Annotated in this window: 15 protein-coding genes; 8 read left to right on the top strand and 7 right to left on the bottom strand. The window is 50.3% G+C overall.

Going from position 1 to position 14386, the window contains the following annotated elements; translation table 11 throughout:
- Nucleotides 1–24 precede the first annotated feature (24 nt).
- The 5 genes from ACTHTU_RS01825 (at nt 25) to htpX (ending at nt 5250) form a co-directional block, all read left to right on the top strand.
- Nucleotides 25–936, top strand: a complete 912-nt coding sequence (locus ACTHTU_RS01825; protein WP_285070313.1) for a peptidoglycan DD-metalloendopeptidase family protein — start codon at nt 25–27, stop codon at nt 934–936.
- A 78-nt stretch (nt 937–1014) separates the two neighbouring features.
- Nucleotides 1015–2538, top strand: a complete 1524-nt coding sequence (locus tag ACTHTU_RS01830) for a phospholipase D family protein (protein WP_440361590.1) — start codon at nt 1015–1017, stop codon at nt 2536–2538.
- 43 nt (nt 2539–2581) lie between these two features.
- Nucleotides 2582–3115: a C40 family peptidase gene (locus ACTHTU_RS01835; protein ID WP_440361591.1), complete on the top strand. Its 534-nt coding sequence runs from the start codon at nt 2582–2584 to the stop codon at nt 3113–3115.
- Between the two features lie 197 nt (nt 3116–3312).
- Entirely contained in the window at nt 3313–4221 is a 909-nt protein-coding gene (hemF, locus tag ACTHTU_RS01840; protein ID WP_440361592.1) for an oxygen-dependent coproporphyrinogen oxidase, read from the top strand.
- 189 nt (nt 4222–4410) lie between these two features.
- Nucleotides 4411–5250, top strand: a complete 840-nt coding sequence (gene htpX / locus ACTHTU_RS01845) for a protease HtpX (RefSeq protein WP_107857680.1) — start codon at nt 4411–4413, stop codon at nt 5248–5250.
- 48 nt (nt 5251–5298) lie between these two features.
- Here the strand turns inward: htpX and hpnC are convergent, their stop codons facing one another.
- The 3 genes from hpnC to miaA are packed head-to-tail and all read right to left on the bottom strand — an operon-like array spanning nt 5299 to nt 7835.
- Entirely contained in the window at nt 5299–6114 is an 816-nt protein-coding gene (gene hpnC / locus ACTHTU_RS01850; RefSeq protein ID WP_440361593.1) for a squalene synthase HpnC, read from the bottom strand.
- Between the two features lie 53 nt (nt 6115–6167).
- Nucleotides 6168–6890, bottom strand: a complete 723-nt coding sequence (gene tadA / locus ACTHTU_RS01855; RefSeq protein ID WP_440361594.1) for a tRNA adenosine(34) deaminase TadA — start codon at nt 6888–6890, stop codon at nt 6168–6170.
- 3 nt (nt 6891–6893) lie between these two features.
- The gene (miaA, locus tag ACTHTU_RS01860) at nt 6894–7835 is read right to left on the bottom strand and encodes a tRNA (adenosine(37)-N6)-dimethylallyltransferase MiaA (RefSeq protein WP_440361595.1); all 942 of its coding nucleotides are present in this window, start codon (nt 7833–7835) and stop codon (nt 6894–6896) included.
- A 217-nt stretch (nt 7836–8052) separates the two neighbouring features.
- On the opposite strand from miaA, the gene bioB reads away from it, so the two are divergent.
- Nucleotides 8053–9105: a biotin synthase BioB gene (gene bioB / locus ACTHTU_RS01865; protein WP_004519884.1), complete on the top strand. Its 1053-nt coding sequence runs from the start codon at nt 8053–8055 to the stop codon at nt 9103–9105.
- A gap of 131 nt (nt 9106–9236) precedes the next feature.
- On the top strand, nt 9237–9716 hold the full coding sequence (locus tag ACTHTU_RS01870; RefSeq protein ID WP_003680761.1) for a DUF302 domain-containing protein: 480 nt from the start codon (nt 9237–9239) through the stop codon (nt 9714–9716).
- A 54-nt stretch (nt 9717–9770) separates the two neighbouring features.
- Here the strand turns inward: ACTHTU_RS01870 and ACTHTU_RS01875 are convergent, their stop codons facing one another.
- The 4 genes from ACTHTU_RS01875 to ACTHTU_RS01890 form a co-directional block, all read right to left on the bottom strand.
- Nucleotides 9771–10772, bottom strand: coding sequence for an adenosine deaminase (locus tag ACTHTU_RS01875; RefSeq protein ID WP_107867290.1), 1002 nt, complete (start codon nt 10770–10772; stop codon nt 9771–9773).
- Nucleotides 10773–10849: 77 nt separating this feature from the next.
- On the bottom strand, nt 10850–11629 hold the full coding sequence (locus ACTHTU_RS01880) for a ferredoxin--NADP reductase (RefSeq protein WP_440361596.1): 780 nt from the start codon (nt 11627–11629) through the stop codon (nt 10850–10852).
- A gap of 98 nt (nt 11630–11727) precedes the next feature.
- Nucleotides 11728–12171 (bottom strand): META domain-containing protein, encoded by a 444-nt coding sequence (locus ACTHTU_RS01885; RefSeq protein ID WP_440361597.1) that lies wholly within the window; start codon nt 12169–12171, stop codon nt 11728–11730.
- A gap of 69 nt (nt 12172–12240) precedes the next feature.
- Nucleotides 12241–13398: a trans-sulfuration enzyme family protein gene (locus ACTHTU_RS01890; protein ID WP_440361598.1), complete on the bottom strand. Its 1158-nt coding sequence runs from the start codon at nt 13396–13398 to the stop codon at nt 12241–12243.
- A 178-nt stretch (nt 13399–13576) separates the two neighbouring features.
- Here ACTHTU_RS01890 and folE2 point away from each other — a divergent pair, with 178 nt between their 5' ends.
- Nucleotides 13577–14350: a GTP cyclohydrolase FolE2 gene (gene folE2 / locus ACTHTU_RS01895; RefSeq protein ID WP_440361599.1), complete on the top strand. Its 774-nt coding sequence runs from the start codon at nt 13577–13579 to the stop codon at nt 14348–14350.
- Nucleotides 14351–14386 lie beyond the last annotated feature (36 nt).

Consider the following 14386-nt stretch of genomic DNA (forward strand, 5'->3'; position numbering starts at 1 on the left):
TACCCGAATACGAAAGTCATTAACATGTTGAAAAAAAGTGTATCTTATGCCGGATCGGCAGCTTTGGTTTTATTACTTGCAGCCTGTGCCAGCCAACAACCGGCTCCTGTAGTCGTCGGCACTCAAAGCGGTGGTTCAACAACAGGCTCTACCGTTGACAATCCTTACGGCGCAGCGCCTTACAATACCAACACCAGCCCAGCGGCAGATGCTCCATACACTCCGCCGGCAAGTACACCTGCTCCAACATACAACAGCGGCAGCACCGGCACTTACACGCCTTCTTATGCGCCTGTTGATATTAATGCAGCGACACATACCGTTGTTCGTGGTGATACCGTTTACAACATCTCCAAACGCTACAACATTACCCAAGACAATCTGCGCGCATGGAATAACTTGGCCGACAACACCATCAGCATTGGTCAAACCCTCCGTGTGAAACCTGAAGGCTACGTTGCACCTGCAGCTTCTGCAAGCAAACCTTCTACGCCAACAACGACAACCACTGCTCCGGCTCCAAGCACTCCTGCCAATACACCAACCGTATCTACCGGCAGCAGCCGCAACGTCAGCGGCATCACATGGCAGCGTCCGACTACCGGTAACGTTATTGCCAACTTCGGCGGCAGCAACAAAGGCGTGGATATTGCTGGTACACAAGGTCAGCCTGTCGTTGCAGCGGCAGACGGTAAAGTCGTTTACGCAGGCTCAGGCTTGCGCGGTTACGGCAACTTGGTCATTATCCAACACAACTCCTCATTCTTGAGCGCATACGGCCACAACCAACGTCTGCTGGTTAATGAAAACCAAACCGTTAAACGCGGTCAAACCATTGCGCACATGGGTAATACCGATGCATCTCGTACTCAGTTGCACTTTGAAATCCGTCAAAACGGCAAACCGGTCAATCCGGCAAGTTATGTTGCCTTCTAAGCTGATTCAAACAACCTAATTTCACTTCAATCCCTGCCTAAATGTCATTTAGGTAGGGATTGTTTGTACCGGTTCCCCATGAAATTTCATCTTCCCTTTCTTTATATCCTGCTATTGGGTGGGTGCGCCGCGTTTTTGCCTTCATTGAATGAACGCACCCAAAGCAGTTATCTTGACATCCCTTCAACTCCGCGGCTGGACAGCGCATTAGGCATTCCTTCTACATCCTCCAAGACCGATGTTTCCCATATCTATCTGCTGAACGATGCCCATGAAGCCTTTGTTGCCCGTGCTGCCCTGATTGAATCCGCCGACCATACCCTCGATTTGCAATACTATATCTGGCACAACGACATCTCCGGCAAGCTTCTCTTCAACCTGATTCATCGCGCGGCCGAACGCGGCGTCCGTGTGCGTTTGCTTCTGGACGACAACAACACCAACGGCATGGATGATCTCCTGCTGGCACTCGACAATCATCCCAATATTGAAGTCCGTCTGTTTAATCCCTTTATTTTCAGAAAATGGCGTGCACTCGGCTACGTTGCTGACTTTCCGCGACTTAACCGCCGGATGCACAACAAATCGTTTACCGCCGACAACCGTGCCACCATTTTGGGCGGACGCAATATCGGCGACGAATATTTTAAGGTTAACGACGATACCATCTTTGCCGACCTCGATATCCTCGCCACAGGCCGCGTAGTAACAGAAGTGTCCCAAGACTTCGACCGCTATTGGGCAAGCCATTCCGCCTACAACGCGACCAGCATTATCAAACGGGGAAACCTGAAAAAAGGATTGGCAGAGCTTGATTACACCGACCAAGATAAAAACCAAACGCTTATCCGCTACCGTCAAAGCATCGAACACTCCAACCTCTATCAAAAAATGCAGAGCAACCTTATGGAGTGGCAAAGCGTCAGCACACGTTTAATCAGCGACGATCCGGCCAAAGGCTTAGACCGTGACCGGCATAAACCGCCTATTTCCGAACGCCTACAAGACGCCCTCAAGCAACCTGAAAAAAGCGTTTACCTTGTCTCGCCCTATTTTGTACCCACAAAATCAGGTGTCAAAGCCATAGAAAAACTGATACACAACGGCGTGGACGTTACCGTTTTGACCAATTCGCTCCAAGCAACCGACGTTGCCGCCGTCCATTCCGGCTACGTCAAATACCGCAAGCCTTTGCTCAAAGCCGGGGTCAAACTATACGAACTCCAACCCAATCATGCCGTTCCGACCACCAAAGACCGCGGCTTAACCGGTAGCTCCACCACCAGCCTGCATGCCAAAACATTCATCGTGGACGAGAAACGAGTTTTCATCGGCTCATTCAACCTCGACCCACGTTCCGCACGCCTCAATACCGAAATGGGCGTTGTCATCGAAAGCCCCGAAATCGCAGGCCAAATGCAGCGCACTCTCGTTACGACCACACCAAACTACGCCTATCAGGTAACGCTTGGCAATTACAACAAACTATACTGGTATGACCCAAGCGAAAAACGAACTTACGCACAAGAACCCGAAGCCAAGTTCTGGAAACGGATTACTTCAAAAATCCTGTCCATCCTGCCCATAGAAGGATTATTATAGAGGCCGTCTGAAAACAGAAATTATGCGGCCGGAGGAATTCACCATGTCTCAACTCATCTGTAAAACCCTATTTTTTTGTACCACCGGCCTATTGTTGGCCTCCTGCGGCACAACCGGCAAGCATAAATCCCACAAGCCGCAAACAACCGCCAGAAAAGTCCAACCTGTCCGCATTTCCCATATCGACCGCACACAAGGTTCGCAGGAATTGATGCTTCACAGCCTAGGTCTGATCGGTACGCCCTACAAATGGGGCGGCAGCACCACATCCACAGGCTTTGACTGCAGCGGCATGATCCAATTCGTCTATAAAAACGCCCTCAACGTCAATCTGCCACGCACCGCGCGCGATATGGCCGCAGCCAGCCGAAAAATTCCCGACGGCAAATTAAAAGCCGGCGATCTTGTCTTTTTTAATACCGGCGGCTCACACAAATACTCCCATGTCGGCCTCTACATCGGCAATGGCGAATTTATCCACGCACCCAGCAGCGGTAAAACCATCAAAACCGAAAAACTTTCCACCCCGTTTTACGCCAAAAACTATTTGGGCGCACACACTTTTTTTACTGAATAAATCAAGGCCGTCTGAAAGGTATTGCAACATCATCGATACCTTTCAATCTATTGCCGATGAGTAACGCTTGATTGCAAGATACGCCCATGCAAAAATTTACCCATAATAAAGAAACAGAAAAATAACAATTAGTTTCAACAACTTAAATCATCTTCCGCCCTGTCATTTTACAAATACGAAACCATCAAGGATATATCATGCACACAGAATCCGTTCTAACCCTCCTCAAAACACTGCAAAACCAAATCTGCGCCGCGCTGGAGCAAGAAGATGGCGAAGCCAAATTTGTGCATGAAGTATGGACTGGGAAGCTGGGTATCGGCGAAACCCGTGTATTGAAAAACGGCGCAGTATTCGAGCAGGCCGGTGTGAATTTTTCGCATGTAAAGGGAACAAAAATGCCGGCTTCTGCTACGGCCCATCGTCCGGAATTGGCAGGGGCGGCGTTTGAAGCCATGGGCGTGTCGCTGGTCATTCATCCGAAAAATCCTTATGTTCCGACCAGCCATGCCAATGTGCGCTTTTTTATTGCCTACCCTGAAAATGCCGAGCCGGTTTGGTGGTTTGGCGGCGGCTTTGATTTGACGCCGTTTTATCCTTTTGAAGAAGATATCGTGCATTGGCACACAGTGACTCGGGACGTATGCGCGCCATTTGGAGAATCGGTTTATCCTGAATTCAAACAATGGTGTGACGAATATTTCTATTTGAAACACCGTAACGAAACACGCGGCGTGGGCGGCCTGTTTTTTGACGATTTAAACCGCTGGGATTTCGATACCTGCTTGAATTTTATCAAGGCAGTCGGGGAAGGCTATATCGCAGCGTATCTACCGATTGTGGCCAAACGCAAAAATACGCCTTATGGAGAACGTGAACGAGATTTCCAACTCTACCGTCGCGGACGCTATGTGGAATTTAACTTGGTTTGGGACAGAGGCACGCTGTTCGGTCTGCAAAGCGGCGGACGCACGGAAAGCATTTTGATGTCCATGCCGCCTTTGGTACGCTTTGAGTATCAATATGCACCGGAAGAAGGTTCACCCGAAGCACACCTCAATCAATTCCTTATACCGCGCAACTGGCTGGAAGAAGCCAGCAGATAGTTTTACCTATAAAAGGCCGTCTGAAAAGCGATTCTCACTGGTTGAGACTACCTTTTCAGACGGCCTTTGCTTCAATTGCTTTGAATTTGCATACCTTTGCCTATTGCGCTGTTTCCTCTCTATAGAGTTTTTGAGACAATGCGCCCATATAAAAATCACCTCACAAACCACACTAAAAAGGAATAATCGGTGAAACGCATTTTCTTATTTATCGCAACCAATATCGCAGTTCTGGTTGTCATCCGTGTTATTTTGGCCATCTTGGGTATCAACAGTACCGACCAAGTTGGCAGCCTGTTGGCTTATTCCGCAGTCGTCGGCTTCAGCGGCTCGATTGTCTCCCTGCTGATGTCAAAAACCATCGCCAAACATTCGGTCGGCGCCGTCGTCATCGACCAGCCCCAAAGCGAAGAAGAAGCTTGGCTGTTGGCAACTGTTGAAGCACAAGCCCGTCAATGGAATCTGAAAACGCCGGAAGTAGCCATTTACAACTCGCCCGAGCCTAACGCCTTCGCAACCGGCGCAACCAAAAACAGCTCGCTCGTCGCTGTCAGTACCGGCCTGCTCAACCACATGACCCGCGATGAAGTCGAAGCCGTTTTGGCGCATGAAATGGCGCACGTCGGCAACGGCGATATGGTAACGCTGACGCTGATTCAAGGTATTGTGAATACTTTTGTCGTCTTCTTGGCGCGTATCGTTTCCAGCATGGTGGCACGTAACAATGACGGTAGCACTTCGCAAGGTACATATTTCATGGTCAGCATGGTATTGCAAATCGTATTCGGCTTCCTTGCCAGCATCATCGTGATGTGGTTCAGCCGCCAACGCGAATACCGCGCCGATGCGGGCGCTGCAAAACTGGTGGGCGCGCCAAAAATGATTGCCGCCCTGCAACGCTTGAAAGGCAACCCCAGCGATTTGCCGCAAACCATGACGGCAATGGGCATTGCCAGCGAAGCCAAAGATTCTTGGTTCAGCACCCATCCTTCTTTGGACAACCGCATCAACCGTTTGAAAAACCGCTAATCGAAAAACATCAAGGCCGTCTGAAACCTCAATTTCAGACGGCCTTTTTTATTTCTTCAGCAAAGCCCGTTTGATGATAATCATCCAGTCTTTCTTATCCAACAACGGCCGCTGGTTAAACACGTCATATTTGCAACCGTCCAGCTTTTGCAAAATCAACTGGCCGCCGACAATAATCATGCGCAGCTCAAAACCGATTCGTCCTTTGAGGGTTCTGCCCAACGGCGAGCCTGCCTTCAGCATTTGAAAAGCACGTTGGCACTCGTGCGCCATCAGTCGTTGAAAAGCAAAGTCGACTTTGCCGGCCGCAATCTGCTCTTCGCTGACTTTGAACTTCTGTAAATCTTCCTGAGGGATGTACACGCGACCTTTCTGCCAATCTACCGCTACATCCTGCCAGAAATTAATCAGCTGTAAGGCAGTACAAATGCCGTCGCTTTGCGCCATGCTCACTTCATCGGTTTGCCCGTACAAATGCAGCATAATGCGCCCCACCGGATTGGCGGACAAGCGGCAATAGGCAATCAATTCGCCAAAGTTTTCATAACGGGTTTTGAGCACATCCTGACTGAACGCCGCCAGCAAATCATAAAACGGCTGCAACGGCAATTGAAACGGCTCAATCGCTTCGTTGTACAAACGCTGCATCAATGCCGTTTGTGGTTTCCCGCCTTGTGCAATGCGGTCTAACTCTGCCTTCAGTTCATCCAGTTGGCGCAGGCGTTCGGCTGCTTCGGCATTGCCTTCGTCGGCAATATCGTCCGCCGTCCGTGCAAAAGCGTAAACGGCATGAACCGGCTTGCGCAAACGGCGTGGCAGCACAATGGAGCCGACAGGGAAGTTTTCGTAATGATTGACTGACATGGGAAATCCGAAAATTTAAAATAAAGTATTTTTGCTGACAGGCCGTCTGAGATTCAGACGGCCTTACGTTTGGCCGCAAAGAAATCCTGCAATACGCTTTGGCATTCTTCTGCCAATATGCCGCCCAAAATTGCGGTATGCTTATTCAGACGTTTGTCGGCAAACAAATCGACCACGCTGCCTGCTGCACCGGTTTTAGATTCGGCCGCACCATAAATCACGCGCCCGACCCGTGCCTGTATCAAGGCAGATGCGCACATGGAGCAAGGCTCTAAGGTAATGTACACGTCGCAATCTTCCAAGCGGTAGTTTTGCAAGGCTTTGCCTGCGGCGGCAAGTGCGTTGATTTCGGCATGGTGGCTGACATTGTGGTCTCCAATGCAGGTATTGTGTGCCGCTGCAATTACCTCGCCTTGATATACGATGACTGCGCCAACGGGCACTTCACCCAAGGCCGCCGATTGTCTGGCCTGTTCTATTGCCAGCCGCATAAAGGCTTCCATATCGCTTTGCGAAGGGAAAACGGCAACAGGCGGATGGTTTTTCAAAGCATCGCCCAGCTCCGTCTTTCTCTCCTCGGAAATATGCCGGACATCCACACCTGAAACCAGTGCATCCAGTTGCCACAAGGTGCTTTTGGTTACGGTCAAACCCGACGCTTTCAGCAATAGAAATGCGCGGACTGCGCCGATTTCCTGTAAATCTTCTAGTGAACAAATACCCAATTCTTTTAGCGCGGCCAATGTTTTAGGGGCAAGTGGTGGCGTAGTCAGCATGGATTATTCCTGAAAATGCTGACGCGCCAAGGCTAAGGCCGTCTGAACATAATCGCTGTCTGCGTAAGGATCTAACGTATGCGCCAAAGGGATTTTCCGCAACCAGGTCAACTGACGTTTGGCAAGCTGGCGTGTGGCGACAATGCCTTTTTCGACAAAGGTATCATAATCGGTTTCGCCTTCGAGATAATCCCAAGCCTGACGGTAGCCCACGCAGCGCATAGACGGCATGTCGGCATGCAGCTGCGGATAATCGCGGCGTAAAGCGTGCATTTCATCGAGGAAACCGTGTTCCAGCATACTTAAAAAGCGTTTTTCGATTTGCTGGTGTAACAAATGGCGGTCTTCGGGAATCAAGGCAACCGTGCATAAATCTAATAAAGGCACGGCCTGCTTCTGCTCTGTGAAATGTTCGCTCAAAGGCTTGCCGGTCAAAAGATAGACTTCCAAAGCGCGCTCAATACGCTGGCTGTCATTGGCTTTCAGACGGCCTGCCGTAATCGGGTCAACTTCCTGCAAACGGCAATACAGGCCTGCCAGACCGTGTTCGTTTTTTTCTACCTGAAGTTGTGCGCGCACCTCCGCATCCGCGCTGGGCAAATCGTTCAAACCTTCCGTCAGCGCATGGAAATACATCATCGTACCGCCGACAATCAGAGGATAACGACCGCGCGCATGTATTTCGTTCACCAAGCACACGCAGTCGCCGACAAAATCCGCCGCACTGTAACTTTCCAGCGGCGAGATAATATCAATCAAATGATGCGGCACAGCGGCAAGCTCTTCGGCAGTCGGCTTGGCCGTACCGATGTCCATACCGCAATACACCAGTGCGGAATCCAAACTGATGATTTCCACCGGCAACGATCGGGCAATATTTAAGGCCAGTGCAGTTTTACCGCCGGCGGTCGGGCCAAGTACGGCGAAGGCTTTGGGCGCGTTCATAAGAAAACGGAAAAATTAAAAATGCGATTATAGCAAACCCGGGCAAACCATATTTCAGGCCGTCTGAAACATTTGCTCTACATTATCAAAAGCGTTACACTTGCTGCGCCGTTTCAGACGGCCTTTTATATTGATTTCAAACCTGCTGCTGCCGTCATTGCGCCGGCAGTCAAGCCGTCAGCGACACTGCGTCGCTGTAAACACGAAAGAACACACTATGACCGTATCTCCCGTAGCCTTGCGCCGTCAAACCGAGCGCAAGCCGCATCCGACTGCGCGTTATTGGAAAAAATGCGATGTCGAGGCTTTGTTTGGACTGCCTTTCCTCGACCTCGTTTTCCAAGCCGCCGAAATCCACCGCCAAAACTTCAACCCGCGCGAAATCCAGCTTTCCACCCTGCTCTCCATCAAAACCGGCGGCTGCCCCGAAGACTGCGCCTACTGCCCGCAATCAGCACACCACAACACCAATCTGGGCAAAGAGCAGATGATGGATGTGGACGAAATCGTCGAAAAAGCCAAAATTGCCCAATCGCGCGGTGCCAGCCGTTTCTGCATGGGCGCGGCATGGCGCGGCCCCAAACCCAAAGACGTAGCTGTCGTTTCCGAAATTATCAGCGCGGTGAAAGGCTTGGGCATGGAAGTGTGCGGTACCTTCGGCATGCTCGAAGACGGCATGGCTGAAGACTTCAAAAAAGCCGGTTTGGACTACTACAACCACAACCTCGACACCGACCCCGAACGCTACAACGACATCATCCACACCCGCAAACACGAAGACCGCATGGATACTTTGGGCAAAGTCCGCAATGCCGGTTTGAAAGTCTGCTGCGGCGGCATCGTCGGCATGAACGAAACCCGCGCCGAACGCGCAGGCCTGATTGCCAGCCTTGCCAACCTCGATCCGCAACCCGAAAGCGTGCCGATTAACCAGTTGGTCAAAGTAGAAGGCACGCCGCTAGCCGATGCCGAAGATTTGGACTGGACGGAATTTGTCCGCACCATCGCCGTCGCTCGCATTACCATGCCGCACAGTTACGTCCGCCTGTCCGCAGGCCGCAGCAATATGCCGGAATCCATGCAGGCCATGTGTTTCATGGCTGGCGCAAACTCGATTTTCTACGGCGACAAGCTGCTGACTACGGGCAATCCGGACGAGGACGGCGACCGCCTGCTGATGGAAAAATTGAATTTGTATCCGCTGCGTTTTGAATTGGAAGAAGAATACAAAGCTGCGCAGGAAACGCCTAAAATCAAAGTCGACTATTAACCGCCATCATAATGCCGTCTGAAAGGACAGGCTTTCAGACGGCATACGGCACTCCGGCACGCGGCGCAACATCAGGCGCGGCGCGTGCCGCCCCGTCCGAAGCCTGATAAACAAACCGATAAGGAAATACGATGAAACACATACTCCCCCTGATTGCCGCATCCGCACTCTGCATTTCAACCGCTTCGGCACATCCTACCGGCGAACCGTCCACCCAAAACGAAACCGCTATGACCACGCATACCCTCACCTCAAAATACAGCTTTGACGAAACCGTCAGCCGCCTTGAAACCGCCATAAAAAGCAAAGGAATGGACATTTTTGCCGTCATTGACCATCAGGAAGCCGCCCGCCGAAACGGCTTAACGATGCAGCCGGCAAAAGTCATCGTCTTCGGCACGCCCAAAGCCGGCACGCCGCTGATGGTCAAAGACCCCGCCTTCGCCCTGCAACTGCCCCTGCGCGTCCTCGTTACCGAAACGGACGGCAAAGTACGCGCCGCCTATACCGATACGCGCGCCCTCATCGCCGGCAGCCGCATCGGTTTTGACGAAGTGGCAAACACTTTGGCAAACGCCGAAAAACTGATACAAAAAACCGTAGGCGAATAAGCCCGTCGCCGACATAAAAGGCCGTCTAAAACTTTTTCAGACGGCCTTTTATCGTTATTCAGCATCAAAACCTTCAATCTTCCGTATCCACTCTTCCTTTTCCGCCTCGCTCAAAAACGAAGCGCGGAACGAATTGGCGCACAAGTTTTTGATTTCTTCCGCACTCAAATCCAAAGCCTCGGCAAGCGCTTCAAAATTGCGGTTCATATAGCCGCCAAAATATGCCGGATCATCGGAATTGACGGTTACCAACACGCCGCGTTGCAACATACGGCGCAAATTGTGTTTCGCCATTTCAGGGAACACTTTTAATTTCAAATTGCTCAACGGGCAAACGGTCAACGGCATTTGCTCTGCAATCAAACGCGCCATCAAGGCCTCATCTTCTTCCGCCCGTACGCCATGATCGATACGGCGGACATGCAGCAAGTCCAAAGCCTCATAAACATATTCGGGCGGGCCTTCTTCTCCAGCATGACACACCGTCAACAAACCCTGCGCCTGCGCAAACACGCGCTCAAACTTAGACGGCGGATGCCCCAATTCGCTCGAATCCAAGCCTACGCCGATGATGTGTTCTTTATATGGCAAAGCCTGATTTAAGGTTTCAAATGCGCTTTCTTCCGACAAATGACGCAGGAAACACATAATCAAACGCGTGCTTATGCCCCATTGCTGCCCGGCTTCACGACAGGCGCGGACAATGCCGTTAATCACGGTTTCAAACGCCACGCCACGCGCAGTATGGGTTTGCGGATCGAAAAATATTTCCGTATGCACGACATTGTCTTCGCGGCAACGCTCAAGATACGAACGGGTCAAATCGTAAAAATCCGCCTCGTGCAGCAATACGCCGGCACCGGCATAATAAATATCCAAAAACGACTGTAAATTGTGAAAATCATAAGCCTGCCGTACCGCATCGACATTTTCATAAGGAATCGCTATGTGGTTGCGCTTAGCGATTTCAAACATCAATTCCGGCTCGAACGTCCCTTCGATGTGGACGTGCAACTCTGCTTTGGGCAGGGCTTGGATAATTTGTTTGATATTCATATTTTCTCTGATTTTCGATTTATATTTAATATTGAAGGCCGTCTGAAACTTTCAGACGGCCTTTGACCATTTACCTGTTAGAAACCATTTTCCATCATGATTTCGCCGGGAATGCGGTTGCGGTGCATGGCGTATCCCAAATCCATTAGGGCTTGGAAAGTGTCTTTGACCATTGCCGGATTACCGCAAACCATAAAGCGCGTATTGGCTTTGGTAAACTTGAAACCGACTTTTTCTTCCAAGCCGCCATTCTTCAGCAATTCGGGAATCCGTTTGCCGCTCAATGCGCCTTCCGTTTCCTCACGCGTAGTGACCGGAACAAAAGTGAATTTATGGAAATATTCTTCAATCAGCGGATGCTCTTTCAAATCGGTAAGGCGCTGGTTGAAAATCAACTCGTCGGCGTAAGAGACGGAATGCGCCAAAACCAAACGGTCGAAACGCTGCCAAATTTCAGGCTGCTCGATAATGGAGAGGAAAGGCGCAATGCCGGAACCCGTGCAGAGCATGACCAAATCTTTTCCGTCGGGGAAACGCTCGGGCAAGAGGAAACCTGTAGCCGTTTTATCCAGCAAAATGGTGTCGCCCTCTTTCATTGTGGCAAAACGCGCCGACATCGGGCCACCTTCGATTAACACCGCGAAATACTCAAGCGTATCGGCGTATTCGGCAGACACGACGGAATACGCGCGCCAAATAAAGCCCTCGCCGTCACGGAAACCAAGGCGCGAAAACTGCCCTGCCGAAAAACGGTAGGACTCGGGACGGCTGATGGCAAAAGTCATCAGCTTGGGCGTATGGTGTTTGATCCACAAGACTTTTTCTTCGGTAAACTTGGCTTCTGGAGAAGCTGCCATAATAGATTTCCTTGATATTCGGTATCAGTTTCAAATAGGGCTTATTATAAAGATTCAAAAGGCCGTCTGAAATATTTATTTTCAGACGGCCTTTAAGATTATTCACGGCGCAAACGGATACTGATGCCTTTTTGTTCCAAAATCAAATCGTTACCGTCAAAACGATAGTTCCATACGCTTTGTTTGCGCAAAAACGCATTTTCCAGCTTCATGTCTTCACACAGCATCATGCTTACCGCAATATGGCCAAAATCAATTTTGCCCGCTCCGATTACATTCGCTTGAAACATCATACCGTTGCAACCCATATTGCCATAAGCCTTAGGCATTTTGCTGAAATCCAAATAGGCGTTTTTATCTGCCAATTCTTTTTCAGTGAATTTATTGAAAGCGACAACACGCCATTTGGCGGCTAAAGTAGGTTGCGCCGTTTGTTGAGTTTGTACCTGCGCTTTAGAGGCTTGTTCAGGCTTAGATGCTGAAGGAGATGTACAAGCTGCCAAAACTACCACACTCATTAATGCACCGAATAATGTTTTCATATCTATTCCTTGTTTATTGCTAAAGGCCGTCTGAAAACTATCCACCTTCAGACGGCCTTTAAGCCTTATTTACAAAGTTGTATCCAATGCTTTGGAAATATCATTCCAAATATCATCCACATCTTCGATACCGACAGAGAAACGCAGCAGGCCGACTTTGATGCCCATTTCCATTTTCACATCATGCGGCACGCCGCTGTGGGATTGGGAATAGCAATGGTTGACCAGACTTTCCACGCCGCCGAGGCTGGAAGCCATTTTGACCAGTTTCATGTTTTTAATCACGCTATTGGCCGCTTCACGCGTGTCGTTTTTGAGATAAACCGTAACCACGCCGCCGATGCCTTTGGGCATTTGTGCTTGGGCGAGTTCGTAATGTTCGTGAGACGGCAGGCCGGGATAGAACACTTTTTCAATGGCAGGATGGGCTTCCAAACGGCGCGCGATTTCGAGTGCGTTTTGGCAATGGGCATTCATGCGCAAGGCCAACGTTTTAATACCGCGCAACACCAGCCAGCAGTCCATCGGGCCTGCAATCGCACCGGTATGCACCATCATGTCGTGCAAAGGCTGAGCCAGCTCTTTGGTTTTGGCAACGACTACGCCCATCAATACGTCGGAATGGCCGCACAAATATTTGGTAGCGGAATGGAACACAAAATCGCAACCCATATCCAACGGCTGTTGCAGATACGGCGTGGCAAAGGTGTTGTCGATACCAACCAACGCACCGGCTGCTTTGGCTTTTGCGGCAAGCGCTTTGATGTCTACCAAGCGCAAAAGCGGATTGGACGGCGTTTCCAGCCAAACTAGTTTGACATTGTGTGCGTTGAGCAGCTCATCCAAATTATCCGGATTGCCCAAATCGGCAAAAACAACGTTCACACCCCATTTTTGATAAACATCGACCAATAAATCATAAGCGCCGCCGTAAATATCGGCAACCGCGACAATGGTATCGCCCGGGCGCAGGAAAGTACGCCACACGGTATCAATCCCCGCCATGCCGCTGGAAAATGCAAAGCCGGCCGCACCGTGCTCCAAATCGGCAACGGTATCTTCCAATACCTGACGGGTCGGGTTGCTCAGGCGCGAGTAGCGGTAAGGAACCTGCTCGCCGATTTCGTGCAGCGCGAACATACTGTTTTGATAAATCGGCGGCATCAGCGCACGGTTGTGTTCGTCGCAATCGTAGCTGGAATGGATGGCTTTCGTGGCGAATTTCATTTGGTCTCTGCCTATGTAGATGTGAATAATCAAAGATTTTATCACTATCTGAAAAATAGAAACAATCAATGCAGGCAGATAAAGCAAGTGATATAATCTCGCATTTGCAAATCGGCCGATACGAGCCGATTCCCTCCACACGCATCTCAACAATCCTATCATGAAGGACATACCACGCATGAACGCCATTGCAGACGTGCAATCCAGCCGCGATTTACGCAACCTGCCGATTAATCAGGTCGGCATCAAAGACCTGCGCTTTCCAATCTCGCTCAAAAGCAAAGAAGGCGAACAATCCACCGTCGCCCGCCTGACCATGACGGTTTTCCTGCCTGCCGACCAAAAAGGCACGCATATGTCGCGCTTTGTCGCCCTGATGGAAAAACAAACCGATGCTTTGGATTTCGATACGTTGCACAAGCTGACCGCCGATATGGTTGCCCTGTTGGATTCCCATTCCGGCAAAATCAGCCTTACCTTCCCGTTTTTCCGCAAGAAAAGTGCACCCGTCTCCGGCATCCAATCGCTGCTTGACTATGATGTTACCCTGACCGGCGAAATCAAAAACGGTACATACAGCCACAGTCTGAAAGTGATGGTTCCGGTTACTTCCTTGTGTCCGTGTTCCAAAGAAATTTCCCAATACGGCGCGCACAACCAACGTTCGCATGTGACCGTCAGCCTGATTGCAAACGCGGATGTAGACATTGAAGAAATCATCGATTACGTCGAAGCGCAAGCAAGCTGCCAGCTCTACGGTTTGCTCAAACGCCCTGACGAGAAGTATGTAACGGAAAAAGCATACGAAAATCCTAAGTTTGTCGAAGACATGGTTCGCGATGTGGCCACTGCGTTGATTGCCGACAAACGCATTGAATCGTTTGTTGTCGAAAGCGAAAACTTCGAATCGATACACAACCATTCCGCTTACGCTTATATCGCTTATCCTTAAAAGCCGAGCCGAATAGAAACAAAGGCCGTCTGAAAA

This window comes from Neisseria sp. P0020.S005 (assembly GCF_051957055.1).
In the GTDB taxonomy this organism is placed as follows: domain Bacteria; phylum Pseudomonadota; class Gammaproteobacteria; order Burkholderiales; family Neisseriaceae; genus Neisseria; species Neisseria subflava_A.

What these genes read in the sequence shown, in the direction of transcription:
- ACTHTU_RS01825 (WP_285070313.1), top strand. Translation starts at nt 25, where the DNA reads ATGTTGAAAAAAAGTGTATCTTATGCCGGATCGGCAGCTTTGGTTTTA.
- ACTHTU_RS01830 (WP_440361590.1), top strand. Translation starts at nt 1,015, where the DNA reads ATGAAATTTCATCTTCCCTTTCTTTATATCCTGCTATTGGGTGGGTGC.
- ACTHTU_RS01835 (WP_440361591.1), top strand. Translation starts at nt 2,582, where the DNA reads ATGTCTCAACTCATCTGTAAAACCCTATTTTTTTGTACCACCGGCCTA.
- hemF (WP_440361592.1), top strand. Translation starts at nt 3,313, where the DNA reads ATGCACACAGAATCCGTTCTAACCCTCCTCAAAACACTGCAAAACCAA.
- hpnC (WP_440361593.1), bottom strand. Translation starts at nt 6,114, where the DNA reads ATGTCAGTCAATCATTACGAAAACTTCCCTGTCGGCTCCATTGTGCTG.
- tadA (WP_440361594.1), bottom strand. Translation starts at nt 6,890, where the DNA reads ATGCTGACTACGCCACCACTTGCCCCTAAAACATTGGCCGCGCTAAAA.
- miaA (WP_440361595.1), bottom strand. Translation starts at nt 7,835, where the DNA reads ATGAACGCGCCCAAAGCCTTCGCCGTACTTGGCCCGACCGCCGGCGGT.
- bioB (WP_004519884.1), top strand. Translation starts at nt 8,053, where the DNA reads ATGACCGTATCTCCCGTAGCCTTGCGCCGTCAAACCGAGCGCAAGCCG.
- ACTHTU_RS01870 (WP_003680761.1), top strand. Translation starts at nt 9,237, where the DNA reads ATGAAACACATACTCCCCCTGATTGCCGCATCCGCACTCTGCATTTCA.
- ACTHTU_RS01875 (WP_107867290.1), bottom strand. Translation starts at nt 10,772, where the DNA reads ATGAATATCAAACAAATTATCCAAGCCCTGCCCAAAGCAGAGTTGCAC.
- ACTHTU_RS01880 (WP_440361596.1), bottom strand. Translation starts at nt 11,629, where the DNA reads ATGGCAGCTTCTCCAGAAGCCAAGTTTACCGAAGAAAAAGTCTTGTGG.
- ACTHTU_RS01885 (WP_440361597.1), bottom strand. Translation starts at nt 12,171, where the DNA reads ATGAAAACATTATTCGGTGCATTAATGAGTGTGGTAGTTTTGGCAGCT.
- ACTHTU_RS01890 (WP_440361598.1), bottom strand. Translation starts at nt 13,398, where the DNA reads ATGAAATTCGCCACGAAAGCCATCCATTCCAGCTACGATTGCGACGAA.
- folE2 (WP_440361599.1), top strand. Translation starts at nt 13,577, where the DNA reads ATGAACGCCATTGCAGACGTGCAATCCAGCCGCGATTTACGCAACCTG.